This is a genomic window from Lacticaseibacillus huelsenbergensis (assembly GCF_029726355.1).
In the GTDB taxonomy this organism is placed as follows: Bacteria; Bacillota; Bacilli; order Lactobacillales; family Lactobacillaceae; genus Lacticaseibacillus; species Lacticaseibacillus casei.
The window spans coordinates 1,752,608-1,766,172 of the sequence record NZ_CP120687.1; the positions used below are offsets into that span (position 1 = coordinate 1,752,608).

Annotated in this window: 22 protein-coding genes and 1 tRNA gene; 14 read left to right on the top strand and 9 right to left on the bottom strand. The window is 43.0% G+C overall.

Annotated features, from left to right (window positions below):
• Positions 1-268: 268 nt before the first annotated feature.
• Positions 269-340 (top strand) — tRNA-Arg (locus tag LHUE1_RS07930).
• 127 nt (positions 341-467) lie between these two features.
• Here LHUE1_RS07930 and LHUE1_RS07935 read toward each other — a convergent pair.
• Positions 468-1,637, bottom strand: a complete 1,170-nt coding sequence (locus LHUE1_RS07935) for a site-specific integrase (RefSeq protein ID WP_003569067.1) — start codon at positions 1,635-1,637, stop codon at positions 468-470.
• Positions 1,638-1,749: 112 nt separating this feature from the next.
• Entirely contained in the window at positions 1,750-2,010 is a 261-nt protein-coding gene (locus LHUE1_RS07940) for a hypothetical protein (RefSeq protein WP_003573997.1), read from the bottom strand.
• A gap of 89 nt (positions 2,011-2,099) precedes the next feature.
• Between LHUE1_RS07940 and LHUE1_RS07945 the strand changes: the two genes are divergently transcribed.
• A complete protein-coding gene (locus LHUE1_RS07945) occupies positions 2,100-2,720 on the top strand; it encodes a hypothetical protein (RefSeq protein WP_279280231.1) in 621 nt (206 codons plus the stop codon).
• Here LHUE1_RS07945 and LHUE1_RS07950 read toward each other — a convergent pair.
• From LHUE1_RS07950 to LHUE1_RS07965, 4 genes are all read right to left on the bottom strand, one after another.
• Positions 2,704-2,940, bottom strand: a complete 237-nt coding sequence (locus LHUE1_RS07950; protein ID WP_003572177.1) for a hypothetical protein — start codon at positions 2,938-2,940, stop codon at positions 2,704-2,706. The genes LHUE1_RS07945 and LHUE1_RS07950 overlap by 17 nt on opposite strands.
• Positions 2,941-3,132: 192 nt before the next feature.
• Positions 3,133-3,840 (bottom strand): putative zinc ribbon protein, encoded by a 708-nt coding sequence (locus tag LHUE1_RS07955; RefSeq protein ID WP_279280232.1) that lies wholly within the window; start codon positions 3,838-3,840, stop codon positions 3,133-3,135.
• Between the two features lie 158 nt (positions 3,841-3,998).
• Positions 3,999-4,421 carry an ImmA/IrrE family metallo-endopeptidase gene (locus LHUE1_RS07960; RefSeq protein ID WP_003572182.1) on the bottom strand — a complete coding sequence of 141 codons (423 nt, stop codon included), beginning with the start codon at positions 4,419-4,421 and terminating at the stop codon, positions 3,999-4,001.
• Positions 4,414-4,767 carry a helix-turn-helix domain-containing protein gene (locus LHUE1_RS07965; RefSeq protein WP_003572184.1) on the bottom strand — a complete coding sequence of 118 codons (354 nt, stop codon included), beginning with the start codon at positions 4,765-4,767 and terminating at the stop codon, positions 4,414-4,416. The genes LHUE1_RS07960 and LHUE1_RS07965 overlap by 8 nt, the downstream gene beginning before the upstream one ends.
• Before the next feature lie 243 nt (positions 4,768-5,010).
• Between LHUE1_RS07965 and LHUE1_RS07970 the strand changes: the two genes are divergently transcribed.
• Complete coding sequence (locus tag LHUE1_RS07970; protein ID WP_003574003.1) at positions 5,011-5,259, top strand: hypothetical protein; 249 nt, start codon at positions 5,011-5,013, stop codon at positions 5,257-5,259.
• Positions 5,260-5,300: 41 nt separating this feature from the next.
• Positions 5,301-5,501: a hypothetical protein gene (locus tag LHUE1_RS07975; protein ID WP_003572187.1), complete on the top strand. Its 201-nt coding sequence runs from the start codon at positions 5,301-5,303 to the stop codon at positions 5,499-5,501.
• Here the strand turns inward: LHUE1_RS07975 and LHUE1_RS07980 are convergent.
• A complete protein-coding gene (locus LHUE1_RS07980) occupies positions 5,472-6,305 on the bottom strand; it encodes a TIGR02391 family protein (protein WP_003586916.1) in 834 nt (277 codons plus the stop codon). The genes LHUE1_RS07975 and LHUE1_RS07980 overlap by 30 nt on opposite strands.
• A 361-nt stretch (positions 6,306-6,666) precedes the next feature.
• On the opposite strand from LHUE1_RS07980, the gene LHUE1_RS07985 reads away from it, so the two are divergent.
• The 3 genes from LHUE1_RS07985 (at position 6,667) to LHUE1_RS07995 (ending at position 9,023) form a co-directional block, all read left to right on the top strand.
• A complete protein-coding gene (locus LHUE1_RS07985) occupies positions 6,667-7,899 on the top strand; it encodes an IS110 family RNA-guided transposase (protein ID WP_039639065.1) in 1,233 nt (410 codons plus the stop codon).
• Positions 7,900-8,084: 185 nt separating this feature from the next.
• Positions 8,085-8,843, top strand: coding sequence for an ORF6N domain-containing protein (locus LHUE1_RS07990; RefSeq protein WP_279280233.1), 759 nt, complete (start codon positions 8,085-8,087; stop codon positions 8,841-8,843).
• Positions 8,844-9,023: a hypothetical protein gene (locus LHUE1_RS07995; RefSeq protein WP_003572193.1), complete on the top strand. Its 180-nt coding sequence runs from the start codon at positions 8,844-8,846 to the stop codon at positions 9,021-9,023.
• Here the strand turns inward: LHUE1_RS07995 and LHUE1_RS08000 are convergent.
• The gene (locus LHUE1_RS08000; RefSeq protein ID WP_003606636.1) at positions 9,016-9,267 is read right to left on the bottom strand and encodes a DUF1883 domain-containing protein; all 252 of its coding nucleotides are present in this window, start codon (positions 9,265-9,267) and stop codon (positions 9,016-9,018) included. The genes LHUE1_RS07995 and LHUE1_RS08000 overlap by 8 nt on opposite strands.
• A 65-nt stretch (positions 9,268-9,332) precedes the next feature.
• Between LHUE1_RS08000 and LHUE1_RS08005 the strand changes: the two genes are divergently transcribed.
• Both LHUE1_RS08005 and LHUE1_RS08010 read left to right on the top strand, forming a co-directional pair.
• Complete coding sequence (locus LHUE1_RS08005; protein WP_003586919.1) at positions 9,333-9,689, top strand: DUF771 domain-containing protein; 357 nt, start codon at positions 9,333-9,335, stop codon at positions 9,687-9,689.
• Between the two features lie 84 nt (positions 9,690-9,773).
• A complete protein-coding gene (locus tag LHUE1_RS08010; RefSeq protein WP_003572201.1) occupies positions 9,774-9,977 on the top strand; it encodes a hypothetical protein in 204 nt (67 codons plus the stop codon).
• Here LHUE1_RS08010 and LHUE1_RS08015 read toward each other — a convergent pair.
• Complete coding sequence (locus tag LHUE1_RS08015; protein WP_003586921.1) at positions 9,960-10,505, bottom strand: hypothetical protein; 546 nt, start codon at positions 10,503-10,505, stop codon at positions 9,960-9,962. The genes LHUE1_RS08010 and LHUE1_RS08015 overlap by 18 nt on opposite strands.
• 180 nt (positions 10,506-10,685) lie before the next feature.
• Between LHUE1_RS08015 and LHUE1_RS08020 the strand changes: the two genes are divergently transcribed.
• Genes LHUE1_RS08020 through LHUE1_RS08040 form a run of 5 tightly spaced genes read left to right on the top strand, consistent with a single transcriptional unit; the run spans position 10,686 to position 13,565 of the window.
• A complete protein-coding gene (locus tag LHUE1_RS08020; RefSeq protein WP_003661649.1) occupies positions 10,686-11,000 on the top strand; it encodes a hypothetical protein in 315 nt (104 codons plus the stop codon).
• Positions 10,993-11,739 (top strand): DnaD domain protein, encoded by a 747-nt coding sequence (locus tag LHUE1_RS08025; protein WP_003589923.1) that lies wholly within the window; start codon positions 10,993-10,995, stop codon positions 11,737-11,739. Before LHUE1_RS08020 ends, LHUE1_RS08025 begins: the two co-directional genes overlap by 8 nt.
• A gap of 14 nt (positions 11,740-11,753) precedes the next feature.
• Positions 11,754-12,578 (top strand): ATP-binding protein, encoded by an 825-nt coding sequence (locus LHUE1_RS08030; protein WP_003574014.1) that lies wholly within the window; start codon positions 11,754-11,756, stop codon positions 12,576-12,578.
• Positions 12,578-13,096 (top strand): 3'-5' exonuclease, encoded by a 519-nt coding sequence (locus LHUE1_RS08035; protein WP_003574016.1) that lies wholly within the window; start codon positions 12,578-12,580, stop codon positions 13,094-13,096. The genes LHUE1_RS08030 and LHUE1_RS08035 overlap by 1 nt, the downstream gene beginning before the upstream one ends.
• A 46-nt stretch (positions 13,097-13,142) precedes the next feature.
• On the top strand, positions 13,143-13,565 hold the full coding sequence (locus tag LHUE1_RS08040) for a hypothetical protein (protein ID WP_003564822.1): 423 nt from the start codon (positions 13,143-13,145) through the stop codon (positions 13,563-13,565).

Consider the following 13,565-nt stretch of genomic DNA (forward strand, 5'->3'; position numbering starts at 1 on the left):
CTAAAAGATAGTATTTTAAACATGGATTTTGTTGAACAGACGTCTATCCCCAACTGAAATGCTATCACCGTGAAAGTACGGGCGATTGATAGACACCAAAAGTAGTAGTGCCTGGTGGGTAACCACCAGGTGTTTTTTTACTTATAAACTTGAACACAAAAAGTCTTTAGATACGTACGGACAGACTGATGGCTTAAAGACTCTCTTGAAAACAATGCTGGTAAAAACCCACACCGCAAAGGCAAAAGCGCTATAATAAAACTCGTAAGTCTCCATGGTGCAACGGATAGCATAATGGTCCTCGAAACCACAGATCCGGGTTCGAATCCCGGTGGAGGCATTATTTAGCTTTCTTTAGGTTATTTTAGCTTTTTAAAAAGCTTATGTATCAGCATTTACAGCAATTTAGGTATCTTTATAGTTACTTTGTTTTTATTTTTCGGGGGACAAAAAGGGGACAAACACAATCATAGCTGATCCATGAATAACACGGCCTTATGTGCTTCTTGTTTTCTCTGTGAGTCTAACAAATGACCATAGACTTTCATCGTAATAGTCACGTCTGAATGACCCAACCGCTTTGAAATATAATAGATGTCGACGCCTTTGCTGATCAAGTAGCTGACGTGGCTATGACGCAACCCGTGAAAGGTGATCTGCTTATCTTCAGGGATCCCAGCTTTGTTCTGAATGACGTGCAGGGCTTTGTTACATGCGCTGTCTGTAATCACGTTGTGACGTGGATCACGCATAATCATCTGGTCTTCGTCACGATATCCAGTACGAAGATAAGATGCTGCTTGTTCCTGATGGATCTTATTAAGAAGCTCAATGACGCTGGGCGATATCTCAATGTCGCGAACTGACGAATCAGTTTTAGTTGGTTTGAATCCTGTTCCATACAAATGATCCCAAGAACGCGTAACGTGAATGACGCAGAGCTTAGTATCGATGTCAGGCCAAGTTAAAGCCAACACTTCAGATATTCGCATGCCAGTCATCGAGCCAATATAAACAGCAAGCGCCCCGATATTGCGGTACGAAGCCCGTTCAATAGCAATTGCTTTAACCTTAGCGAAATCACGGCTGTCTAGCACCTTTACTTTCCCACTAGAGCGCACGCCTGATGTCTTCGTTCCAAAGGTAAAATCAGAAAATAGAATGCGTTCATTGATTGCCGCTTTTACCATCCCACGAACATAGCTGTTCATCTTGGTAACGATATCTTTCGAACGCTCACGTGGCCGCTTTCGTGTGGTTTTCTCCTTGCGATCTTTGCCAGCAGCAAAATCGTTAATAAATTTCTGCCATTCGATAGGTCGAATAGAATTAAGCTTTCGGCCATCAAATCGGCTCTTTAGGTGCTTTCTGAAAAGTTTGTAACGGTATACAGTGTTGATTGACTTGCCATTGATTCGGTATGCTTCAGCCCATTGATCCCAATAATCAAGTAACAGAACGTCTTGTTTTGATGGATCGCCACCACGTTTGAGGTCATCTTCTACAGCTTCCGCAGCATCTTGCGCAGATGATTTAAGCCGATACCCGCCGTGTGAAGCAACCAGCTGTTTACCGGCGGAGTCCGTATACTTAACCCGGTATTCCCAATATTTGCCGCGTTTCCTAAATGTTGCCATGCGAATTGCCTCCTTTTCTGGTAAAATCGAGTATACAAAGAGCCTTATGACTCCGAGTATTTGTTAGGCGTCTACCCGTTCACTTTGGTCGGTGGGGTAGGCGCTTTTTGCGCTATTTCCTGCCTGCTTTTTTCTTGTTAAGTGCCTCGTTTACGTTACTGAGCGGAATATCTTTGATGAATCGTTTTTCTCTAATTCTAGAAAAGGGGACAACGATCTTGTCGTTTAGTTCTGTTTTTTCTTTATCAGTGAAGACTTCGGTGTCTGAAATGTCTAGGAGAACTGAGTGCTCATATTTTTTGATCGGTTCTCCTTCAAAATTTTTCCAAGTTTTTTCGCCAAACTTATAAGAGATTACTGTAATTGGTTTCATAGGCTTTACCCCCTACAATCTGTGTGGGTTTTTGTGATATAATTAAGTGAATGAAATTCATGCAAAAAGAAATTAGGTGAGTATAAATCATGGAAATGCAACAACTAATCTTAGCGGGTATCCCTGGGTTCTTGACTTTCATATGGCTCGATAAGCTAGATGCTATTCATTTCGATTTGCCAGCAAGACAGGCAGATCGTACTATCGCTTTGATTCTGATATCTATGCTGAATGCTGCTGGTGGCCTCGCAATTTACCAGCAAATCTGGGGAACAGTTGGTCACAGCTTCTGGAGTGAATTTGGCCTTTTCGTAGTTACGCTGATTTTGTCTGTTCCATTAGCCTTCACTTACTATTTCTTAATTAAGCTAGGAAATTCATGCCTGATATGGATACAAGAACAATTTCACGTTGCCACCGTATTGCCAGGGTCGCCGCTAGTTGAGGCATTAAAAAATAAAGAATACAGTGAGGAAAAGCTTGTCATCATTTTCGACTTTAGCGACAAGCTTATCTCTAGTGGTTACGCCAATCGCCTACCTGGAAGCGACGACCCAACTCAACAAATCGGGTTGATGACATATGGACAGGATTGGACCGTGAAATTGGCACAGAAAAAATATGATGAGTCTCCACAAAACAGTGAACAAATCATTGACTTCGACCGACAATTGAAAATTTATATTATCGGAATCAATCCTTATTCTTAGAAGATGCCGAATCCGGCATCTTTGGTTTGGGGGGAACAGGGTCTTTGTGAACTAATTTGATTGAACGATTTTGTACATTTCTGTCGAAAAAGAGGCCGGATTTTTTATCTGGCAAACTTTTAGCTTTATCTGAGTTGTCTTTTTGCAATTTCTTTTCCTCCACATAATCTAATTGCTCCTCGACCACAGCGGCCGGGGGTTTTTTGTATCCAGCCAACACTCAGTTAAACTGCTCGACATTTTGATCATCGTCTTGATCACTAGCGCAAGCGGTTGTTGCGCCAGCCAACAAAACAATGAGTAAGATGGCAACTATCTTTTTTAGCATGATGACTCACATCCTTTACTTGGTATGTGGCACAAGCCCCACTCTCCGGCTTGCACGGAGACGCCGCTTGCGTTGGGGAAGGGACTAAATAAGACCGAACAGTATAATTATTATAATAATTGGTATTGTGCATCCTAAAGTCATCGCACAACCGAAGTCGCTAAAAAATTTCCCGGTTTTGTCAACTGATTGTGAAAACTTATCAGCACCATTGGCAACTTTTTCCCATGAATTGATTGGCATACCGTTCTGATGTTCACCTGGATAAATTATTTTAGCCCCGCAGGTGGGGCAAAAGCGCTCGCCTTTAAGCTGATGTTTACAATTCAGGCAATAAGGCTTTCTTTTTGCTGCGTACATTTTTTTGCCGACTTCAGACCATTCTTCACCGGAATTATTGTTGAGCGTCTTAGCTGGTTGCTGATCTTCGGCGATAAGTTTTAAAGTTACTGGGTCTCTATAAGTTTTGACAGTAATAGAACCATCGCTTCGTGTACTTGTTTGTTTATATGTCCCCCCGTGTATAGATACCCACAGTTCCACTTTGTCATTTAGATACAAGGCTGAGAATGTTTTGACTTTGTCGTTCGGTATCTTTCCAATGAAGTACTTAGTTTGCCTAATTTCGGCATATACTTTCCCATCAATATCGACTGAAACTGGTTGATTTAAGGCAGCAAACTTACTTAGTTGCCATATCTTATTTTCAAAAGCAGTATCAATAATTTCGGAGTTGCCGAGACCATCATATGCTTGCCCTGCATCAACCTGGTCTTCCGGTAACAGATTCATTCATTCAGAAATCTGAGAGTCTTGAGTATCTAATAATGTGCATATTTTTGTCATAATCCAACATCAACATCTTTCTACAATTAATTAATGACTTTTCCGATTATACTGATATCATCTGCTTTTACCAGTTGGTTGCAAGCTAATTCAACAATGAACAGTCAGTAGTTTTCATAAAACCGTTCAATGCATTGAACGGCAGAATCCTCTAACCATTGCGGTATCGCTAAATCATTCATGAATTGGTCAATGTTTGCTGATTCTTCTGGAATGTCTGCGAAATACATTGGAACGATAATTGATAGCGCACGTTGGTTGGCTCCATTCTCTGTACGGCTTTTAGTGTATTGATTTGTGTATCGAAGCTTACCGTTATCCCCGTTGAGAATATGTGCACATTCATGAGCTGCTTGAAATGGCAACTCATTTGCATTCGGCCATTTGTTGTTAAGAATAATTAGGCGAGCTTCTGTATCAACCAAAGGGCCTTGGTCCTCGTGTAAGGGGATAGTCGAGCAGCCTATATTGTGATCCCAAGCATAGTCAATCACCTGATTCAACAAGTCCTCTATATGATCATTCATGACGATCACGCTTTTTGCTGCTATTATTGCGTCGTTCCAAAATAGCTTGAATGATTTCCCAATCGTCTTGGCGAACAGGCTGTCCTTGATAGGTAAAGATGTTTGTTCCTGACAGATCAACAGGTTTAGAACCTTCATTGTCAGGATTGGGGTTATCCGTATTGCCAAGTAAATAATCCACAGAAACTTGAAGAACATCAGCAACTTTCTGAACATTCTCGGTAGATGGGGTCATCTTTTTCCATCGATAGATGCTGTTAATGCCTATACCTGCTTTCAGAGCTAATTTTTGGAGTGACCACCCTCGATTTGAAGCTAGTGTTTTTATTCTGTCGTAAGTACTCATGAGACGAGTTCTCCCGGTCATGACGAATTATTTATCACAAGTGGTTTACAATTTATCACGTGTGGTTTACTATGAATTCATCAAGTAATTAAGCAAACATCAACAAGCTAATCCATCCATGTCTTTGGCGATAACGGTGGATAAGTAGATCATCTGTCTTATTTGCTATGCCATTAATTTACCACTCGTGATAAATTAATGCAACAACTTGATTGATTCTTTAAATGTAAGGGAGGTGAGTACATGGTAAACGTTCAGCTCAATTGGACTGCTAATCGTAATGACTGGAAAGGCTACTTATTACATTTGAATTTGTCACAGCTCGACATTGCGAAATTTCTCGGTATCAGTGATCAGGTAATGGCAATTCTGGTTAAAAAGATGACTGACGGTCAGGGATTAACTGCTAATCAGATCGACAAAGACCGTTGGAAGCGAGCTATTGAATACGTCAAATATAAGCAGTCACAGCAAAAGAAGATGACGGTATGAACGGGCTAATCAAACTTCATGTGGAATAGGGAGGAAGATAAATGATCAAGCCGATTGATGCAATTCGCAATGAGCTTCCAGTGGTTACGTCCAAAACGTTAGATCTATTTGAGTCTGCTGTTAGTCAAGAACTACAAAAAAGAAACCCAAAAGCCACATTCCAAGTTAGCATCCTTGGGATGGCGGTATTGGGCCTTCTGGTGGCAACAAGGCTAGAGGAAGTCTCTGACATTAACAACTGAATCAAGCATTGTCTGTGCTGCGGACATGATAACAAACGCTTGGACAGCATCATCGACACTGGAGGGATCGTAAATCTTAGGGGTGTGGGCTTTGGGATTTCGATAAAGAAATATTACGGTTCTAAGAAGGTTACGTAATCCGGAATATATGTCTCTGTCGGTTTCCGTTGCAAGCATGTTGCCCTTAATAACGAGTATTGGTTGCTTGTCCGAAAACACGGTGCTTACCAAACTATTGCCATCTTTTTGTATGCCTGAAAGTTGCTGAATTCGATTAACGACACCCTTGCTTGCTTCGAAGATGGCGTGAAAGTAGTCGCCTTGAAGAAATTGTTCGTTGCAGAATTTCATCACTAGAGGGTGAACATTGAGTTCTGTAAGTCGAGCGCTAAGAGTTTTTAAGCGTAGCTGGGCTTCAGAAAACGTAGTCGCGGTTTTTGCTGATGCGATTCTTCCACTGTCATCCAAACAATAACCATAAAAAATAAGGCATTCATTTATCTCATATCGTAGGCGGCCCCATTCTTCTGGCTTTGAAATAAAGTCTTGAGGTCGAGCAATGTACTGGATGGCTCTAAAAAAGGGGCGACTATTGTGTGAAGCATTACACTCGTGCCTAATTATTTCGTCTAAACGACGCCATTTGGTAGACGCTTTGAACCATTGATTGTCAGTTTGTCTTTGAAGATCATAATCGAAAAATCCAAGCAAAGAAAACATTTTGGTGATTTTGGGCCCAGTCGTATATTCTCCCAAGATTTTAGATATATTTTCAACAGCTACGGCATCAATTGGTTTGGACATTACATTCCCTCCTCGTATATTTAAATTACAACCAAGTTCTTGGATAGCTCCGTACTTGGATGTTGCGTGATATTCTCTAGTTGTTCATTGGATTTGGGTCCAACTGGTATAGGCTTTTCCCTCCTGTTGCTAGCTATTGCTAGACTTCACCCCGAGACTGCCGCCCAGATGAATCGAACAAGCACAAACCACAAGCTGCGGGGGCTGGAGATCAGTTCGGTGACTCGCGTTTCACCGAGCAGCTACTGATCCTCAGACAGACTGCTCATACTGCGAGGAAGTACTGTAGGTTCATAATTAGGGAATATCGCGCAGCGCCCAAGCCTATCCATAAATCAGAACAGAAAGGAGGTCCAATTCGATGAACTTGAATGTTGGTATTGATGTTTCAAAAGCAAAGCTTGATTACTGTGGCTTGGATTCTGCCAAGAAGGTTATTTTCCAGGACAAGACCACGAATACCCCTGACGGGGCCGGCCAAATTGAGAAATTAATCCTGGAATGGGCTAAACGCCAAGATGATTCACTAAAGATCGTGATTGGCATGGAAGCCACCTCGGTGTACAACATCCACCCCACACTTTACTTTGAACAAAGCTCAGCGCTCAGTGCGTTGGATGCCACTGTCGTCACGTTGAACCCCAAGATGACTCATCGTTACAGCCAATTGTTCGATGACGACAAGACTGATACCATTGATGCCTTCCACATCGCAGACTTTCTGCGCATTGGCCGGTATCAAGTGCCAGTGACCCGCGACGAGAAACACATTGCCTTACAGCGGCTCACCCGCGAACGGTATCACGTCGTCAAACAAATTACAGATGGCAAAAACCACTTCCTCAACAATCTGTACTTCCGATTGAACACACTGGAAGCTGAGCTACCGACTTCTGTGTTCGGAAACACGATGATGACGGTGCTTAGCGGTGAAAAGTACACACTGGACGAAATCGCTCAGATGCCCTTACAGACGCTTACTCAAGATCTTAACCAATTGTCCCACGGTCGCTTTGGTGACCCAGAGGCGATCGCTAAGGCCTTACAAAAAGCCATCCGTAGCTCTTATCGCTTGAGCAAGACGGTTGCCGATTCTGTTGACCAGGTCATGGCGATTTACATCAACCAGATCCGGATGTTACAAAAGCAACTAAAAGCCCTAGACAAGAGCATCACCGACCTGTGTGCCGTCATTGATGGCTCACAGTCAACGCAAAGTATTCCAGGCGTTGGCCCAGTCTACTCGGCTGGACTACTGGCTGAAATTGGTCAGATTGAACGGTTTCCGAGTGAAGCTAGTTTGGCAAGCTATGCCGGACTGGTTTGGCGCAGAAGTCAATCCGGAAACGGTGAGCGGCAACTAACGCCGCGCACGCATAACGGCGATCAGTACTTACGCTATTACCTAATTGAAGCTGCCAACTCGGTAAGAGCGCATGATCCCACATTTGCCAGATTTTACGACAAGAAATACCGGGAGGTGCCAAAATATCAACACCGACGTGCTTGTGTCATGACTGCAAGAAAGCTGGTACGCGTGATCTATGCATTACTTAAAAACCACGAGTTGTATAAACCAGCCAAAGCGGTCTAGCGCGCCAAGCGTCAAGTTAGGGCTTTAGATTCACCTAGAGAAATTACTAAATCCCTGGGCTGGGGGAAGTATACCCTCTGAAAAATGAAACAAGTCTAGATAATTTGAATCACTCCCTTGACTTCAGACCACAAGTCTTATGAACTATTATCCCACTGACGGAGGGCAGCAAACTATGAAAATTCATGAAAGAAGGAAACGCATTGAATGAACCACAACCAATTGAACAAAACGGCCAGCGTGTACTGACAACCGAACAACTTGCAGAATTGTACGGAACGACTGTTGGAGTCGTTCAAATGAACTTTAAACGAAACTCGAATAAGTTCATTGAAGGAAAGCACTTCTTCAAGCTGGAAGGGGAGCAACTTCGGGCATTCAAGAACGAACCGACAAATTGTGGGTTCGTTGGGAAAAATGCAAGTGCTCTATATCTCTGGACTCGCCGCTGCGCCGCACGTCACTCAAAAATGCTTGGTACAGATCAGGCTTGGGATATGTTCGACAGTCTGGAGGAGAACTACTTTAATCCGAAAACACGGCTTCCACAGACGCCAGAAGAAAAGCTTGCTTTAACCATGGAAGTTGCTACTCGAACTGTAAAACGGATTGAAAAGCTTGATGGTCGTGTAACTGATCTGGAAGAGAAGGCTTTGCTGGCACCAGGTGAATATAACTACATCAGCAAACAAGTCAATCGAGCTGTTGCAAATTATCTGGACGTACATCACTGCAAACTTAACGCAAAACAGCGCAGCCTCTTTTATCGCGATATTAACCACGGACTAAATGACTACATCGGAATCAAGATACGTACACAGTTACGTAAGAAAGACTTCGATAAGGCTGATGACTTTATCCAGAATTGGACGCCATCAACAGCAACTCTCATGAAAGCACGCGAGATTTCATTATTGGAGGACCAACAACAGGAGGCTATCTAAATGAATGAACGCCCAAAGGAAAAGTTAACCAATGTCGTTAAAGTACAGGACAAAGATGTTGAAGACCAAGTAACTGGAATGGTCATTGATCTTCTCAAACAAAAAGGCTTCACATTTGCCAACTTTGAATCAGTTGTAGCACGTGTGAAGTCTCACTATCAGAACAACGCAACTATTTAGACCAGGTGTAACGGTATTGTTCGCCTGACCCATTTTCGGCAATCAGATACCAACGGCCAGCTCCAGAAACCCGAATTGTAACTGGGGACTCATCATAGTGACCTCCGAAATATGTAAAGTGGTCACCACGTTGGTGAGCGTTGAAGTTTGCGTGATCCACCAAGTAAACGTTCGCAGCGTGCGGAAGTTCGACTGTAACAGCTAGAGCTCCGCCCGGATTGTCATAATAAGGGACTTGCACCATGAAGATTCACCTCCTTTCGGTTTCATTATCCGTCAGGAGGCGATCACAGGAAAGGAGAAAATGCCATGCCGTTGTTGCAGGTTGTTGAAGATGATCAGATTTCAAGCAAAAAGTATTTAGCGGTTGAAGAAGAAGAACTGGCAAAGATGATTGAGGAGAACCAAGAGTTAAAACGCAAGCTAGCAGCACGAGGCATGTGGACGCTCACCACCGCAACAAGCTATGTCGAAGGACATAACAACACGTGGGTAGTTAACAATATCTTGAACGTCCCACGCTTCCACAAGTTCTTGCAAGATACCGTGGTTTCATATCCACCGCCTGGCAAAAAGGGGTATCTGTTTCATCCGAAACCATGGCTCGACTTCTTAGACAAATGGTTCTCAGAGATTTCAAGGTCGCTTAGAGAGAAGGGTAAATAATGATTGGTTATTTACTAATTGCTGGTGGCTTCGGCGTGATCGTTGGCCACTGCTTAGGCCACAGCGGAAATTGGAGGAAGTGGATTGAATAGCCCGGAGACCAAATTGAACAAAAAATATTCTCCAATATTTGGCGATGGTATTAGTGTTTCGGCCAATGATGTTCAAATGGCAGTTGATGGTATTGTCGCGACTTTGAGTAGGCATACGAGCAATCTTGCGGAAGCAAAAGCAATTTTAGACTTGATAGATCTTGATCAATACGCTGAATTAAAACTGATTAAATAGTCTTTCCGCGCTCGTTATGTAAATGGATTTCGCTACTTCATCTGTTTTTGTTGGTACCGGCGTGATGTGGTCGAAGGACGTGGCCACATCAGCGTTAAGCAAAAAGTCTTTTGTTTCTTTTTTACCAAACTCATCTGAATAAGTTATGGACAAAGAAAACTTTCTGGTTTTTAACTCAATTTCTGAGTTTTTGACTGAAATAACGGCTGCATAGGTCTGGTCGGGTGCTATCAGCTGATTAGAAAATAATTCAAAAGGGTTGTTTTCAAACTTTAGTTGCCCACTGTCAATAGCCGGATCAGCCTTGACTGATAAGATTGTTGCTCCTGTTCGGCCAAAGTTCTTGATCATTAGGTAAATTATTGTAGTTTGCGAAGATCTGACAACTTTAAGAAAAGAAACGATGTACGGCTTGTTTGCATCACGTTCTGATTTAGAACTTCGTATTAAAGCGATTGTTGATAGAACAACAGCCACTATCGAAGTCAGAGCTTGTACGACGCTGGAAAAGAGTTCGTATTTATTCATTCTAATCACCTCTTCGTGATTATCGCACAAAAGGGAGCAAACAATATGCTCTATTCACAGCTTAATCAACGAAATAATTGGCAAAACAAAAACCGCTAAGCGCTAGCACACTTAACGGCCAAAAATGAGGTTTCACATTGATTGACCTCATTATATCACAGAAAGAAATGAGGTAAAACAATGGCCAGAGAAATTGGCAAGCAACTTGACCGTCTTGAATCACTTGCATACAAAGTAAGAACTGATCAGTACCTTTTGGATTATTTGAGAGAATGGGCAGAAACCAAGTGCGATCTATTCAGGGATGATGATCCTCACATGACCGATGGTGAGAAGATTCAAGACCGGCTGTTCCTAAAAGACAACTTTAAAAAATACATGGATATCTTGGGTCAAACATCACTCGATATGATCAAATTCGAAGCAGACTTAATGGATGTTCGCCAAAACATTGCCGATCAATGCTTTCATGAAGGCGGTGTCGATCATGAATGAGAAGCCTGGTTACTATGCAATCATCCCAGCAGGTGTGCGCTATGACAAACAGCTGCCACAAGGAGCCAAGCTCTTGTATGGCGAGATCACGGCACTCACCAATAAGAACGGTTACTGCTGGGCATCGAATGACTATTTTGCAAAGCTCTATTCGGTTAGCATCGGCACTATCAAAAGTTGGCTAAAGTGTCTCGAAGACAATTCATATATCCGCAGAGTCATCAAATATAAAAGTGGAAGTAAGGAGGTTGAACAAAGATTTATTAGTTTAGCCCCTCGGTCAGAAAACTTACCCCCCTCGGTCAGAAAATTGACCCACCCCCGGTCAGAAAACTGTCCAGAGAATAATACAAGTATTAATAATACAACAACATTAGGGGAACCGGAGCTCATTAATTTTTGGGAGAAAAACGGTTTTGGTTTTATCAGCCCAAAGAACCGTGAAGACCTCATGTACTGGGTAGATGATTTCAAGAAGATTGGCTCAACTGACGAGCAGGCAGTTCAGGTAGTCAAACAGGCCATGAGCAACGCAATTGACAATAACGTGCGTCGTTATAGCTATGTCAATGCCATTTTAAAAAATTGGGAATCCTTAAGGCTTACTAGTTTAGAGGCAGTGACGGCCTATGAAGCCCAACGAACACAACGCCAAAAGTCAAAATCAACGTCACGGCAAGCATCTACAGACGTTTATCAAAACCAAGGGGATGTCCAAGATGAAGACTTACCTTGGTAGAGAAGAGGCGTGTGATGAGCAATCTTGAAACTAATCAAGGACGTTTAGCAGCGATCGAAACATTTGCTGAACGTTGTCCCGATTGTGGCAGCCTCTTGTATCGCCCGAAGGGATTGAGCAAAGTAACCGGTAAAAAAATGGCCGGAGTGTGCATGAATTGTGGCTATAAACAGCCACCCACGGAGCCTAAAAACGTCACGCCAGATATGGAAAAAGAGGCCCGCAAGAACCGCACCGTTGGATACTACCTAGCTTATTCGGTATTTAGTACAGACGCGATTATTGCAAAGGATTTCAACAACTTCCATACAGATGGCAGCCTTGGACAGCAGCAGTTGAAACTCTTCGCTGTCGGTTTGTCTAACAAAATATGCCGTAACGAGGTTGTACACGCATTGATTATCGGTGACACAGGAGTTGGCAAGTCACATATTGCTAACGGCATATTAATTGATACTCAGGCCAAGACCGGTTATCGCAAAACATGCCTTTTTATTGACTGGAACGCTTTAATGCAGAGACTCAAGTCTGGCATGAGTGCTAATGCACAAGATGTGCGAATGAAGAACGAGAAAATTATGCATGAGATTGGCAAGGCTGATGTGGTTGTGATCGATGATCTAGGCTCCGAGCGTGGTAGTGATTTTGACCGCCAGACGGCTGATGATGTTTTCAGAATGCGGGAAGACAAAGCAACTATCGTGACAACCAATTTGCACGGACAAGATCTGAATAAGAGGTACGGCGAGCGAACTATGTCCCGTATGGCCAAGCACGGCCAAGGAAATAGCTTTGGCGTTAAAGGAATCCTAGATCAGCGAAAAGAGGCGTTGCCTTGATGAAAGAATACGTGATTATGGACACGGAGTTTAACTCAACCAGTAATCGAGCAATTCAAATATCAGCAGTCAGAATTCGAGACGGTCTGCACATTGCAGATCAGTTCAACCGATTCATTCCATCACCAGATAAATTTGATCAGCTTCACATCATTAGGACAAGTAACATGCGATACAGCGACTATTTAGCTTTACCAAGCCTGCAGCAAACAGTGCGTGACTACGTGGCCTGGATGAGAACTACGATTGACATTGTGGGCTGGTCGATTGAAGGCGATGCGGGCCGCATCAGAGAAACATTTAAAAAGGGGTCACATGGCATCCCCAAGAACTGGAAGTTTATCGACATCGCAGACATCGTTGAAAAGCGGTATAGCTTTAATGCTACGCCTCCGCTGCAAGGACTGGCGAATGTTCTAGGCATACCAGTAAACCGTACTCACAACGCGCTAGATGACTGTTTAAGGACATTTGGAGTTATCAAGGCATTGGAGTCACGAGACGGAAAGCTATTTTGAGGAGAACAAGCTTGAATTTAGCAAAGAAAAAGTAGGAGGAAATACTATGGATAAATTAAATTTGAATCTGAACGAACTGGCTGATGGGGCCATTAAAGAAAAGTTGACAAAGGCATTGGCCCAGGTTGCCAATAACATTCTTGATCCTAATACTGATCAGAGCAAAGCACGAAAAGTTACCATTGCGCTTAACTTTAAGCCTGACGATAGCGGAGTCGTTAAGCTTACAACCGATGTCAAAACAACGCTAGTACCAGACATCAGTGTCACCACCAATGTATTGCTTGGACGTGGCGAGGACGGATATATGGAAATGAACGAGTTAAAGTCAGGTACACGAGGGCAGGAATACTTCGACCCAGATGATAGTACGCTAAAAGACGACAAAGGTATCCCAATTAAAGACGATAAGGTAACAGACGCACCGATTGATTTCCGAAAAATCAAGAACGCCAAGGAGGCCAACTAA